Below are 474 nucleotides of genomic sequence, written 5' to 3'. Positions count from 1 at the left end.
GCTGGCTGCCACCACGTCTCCTTAACGACGAAGCCCCGCACTGTGGCGGGGCTGAGGTTGGGTGTGAGCGGGTCAGGTCACGGCGACGTGACGAGCTCCACGGTGATGACAGGGAACGGGTCGCCGAAGGGCAGGCCGGGGCCGGAGAAGGCCGCACCGTGCTGTGTGAGAGCCCAGTCGATGTACTGCTGGCGGGCGCCGTCGGGCGAGTCAGCGGTGTACCAGAACGGGCCTTCGCCGCTCAGCCCGTCTTCGCTCTCAGCGGTGACTCGGTAACGCATGTGGACTCCTGTGGTGAGCCGGCGGGCACCCCGAGGTGGGATGCCCGCCGGGACGGGGTTAGATGGGCCGGACGATGGTACGCCCGGCCCCGTACGGCAACCACTGGTGGCTACCGATGAGTGCCGACTGCAGACGGGCCTCCGGGGCGATGAACACCCCTCCGACCCATTCGGAGACGACGACGTTGTTCTG

1 protein-coding gene is annotated in these 474 nt (G+C 68.4%); it reads right to left on the bottom strand.

What is annotated here, in order from left to right; all coding sequences use genetic code 11:
* Positions 1-77: 77 nt before the first annotated feature.
* Positions 78-281: a hypothetical protein gene (locus DSP71_RS07310; RefSeq protein ID WP_113680750.1), complete on the bottom strand. Its 204-nt coding sequence runs from the start codon at positions 279-281 to the stop codon at positions 78-80.
* Positions 282-474 lie beyond the last annotated feature (193 nt).

It is taken from the genome of Microbacterium sp. H6, assembly GCF_003314775.1.
Classification (GTDB): Bacteria; Actinomycetota; Actinomycetes; order Actinomycetales; family Microbacteriaceae; genus Microbacterium; species Microbacterium oxydans.
The sequence above is the reverse complement of the archived record's forward strand: the minus strand, read 5'-3'. Positions and strand labels throughout refer to the sequence as shown.

Excerpts from the sequence above, each read along its gene's own strand:
- DSP71_RS07310 (WP_113680750.1), bottom strand. The coding sequence starts at position 281 with ATGCGTTACCGAGTCACCGCTGAGAGCGAAGACGGGCTGAGCGGCGAA.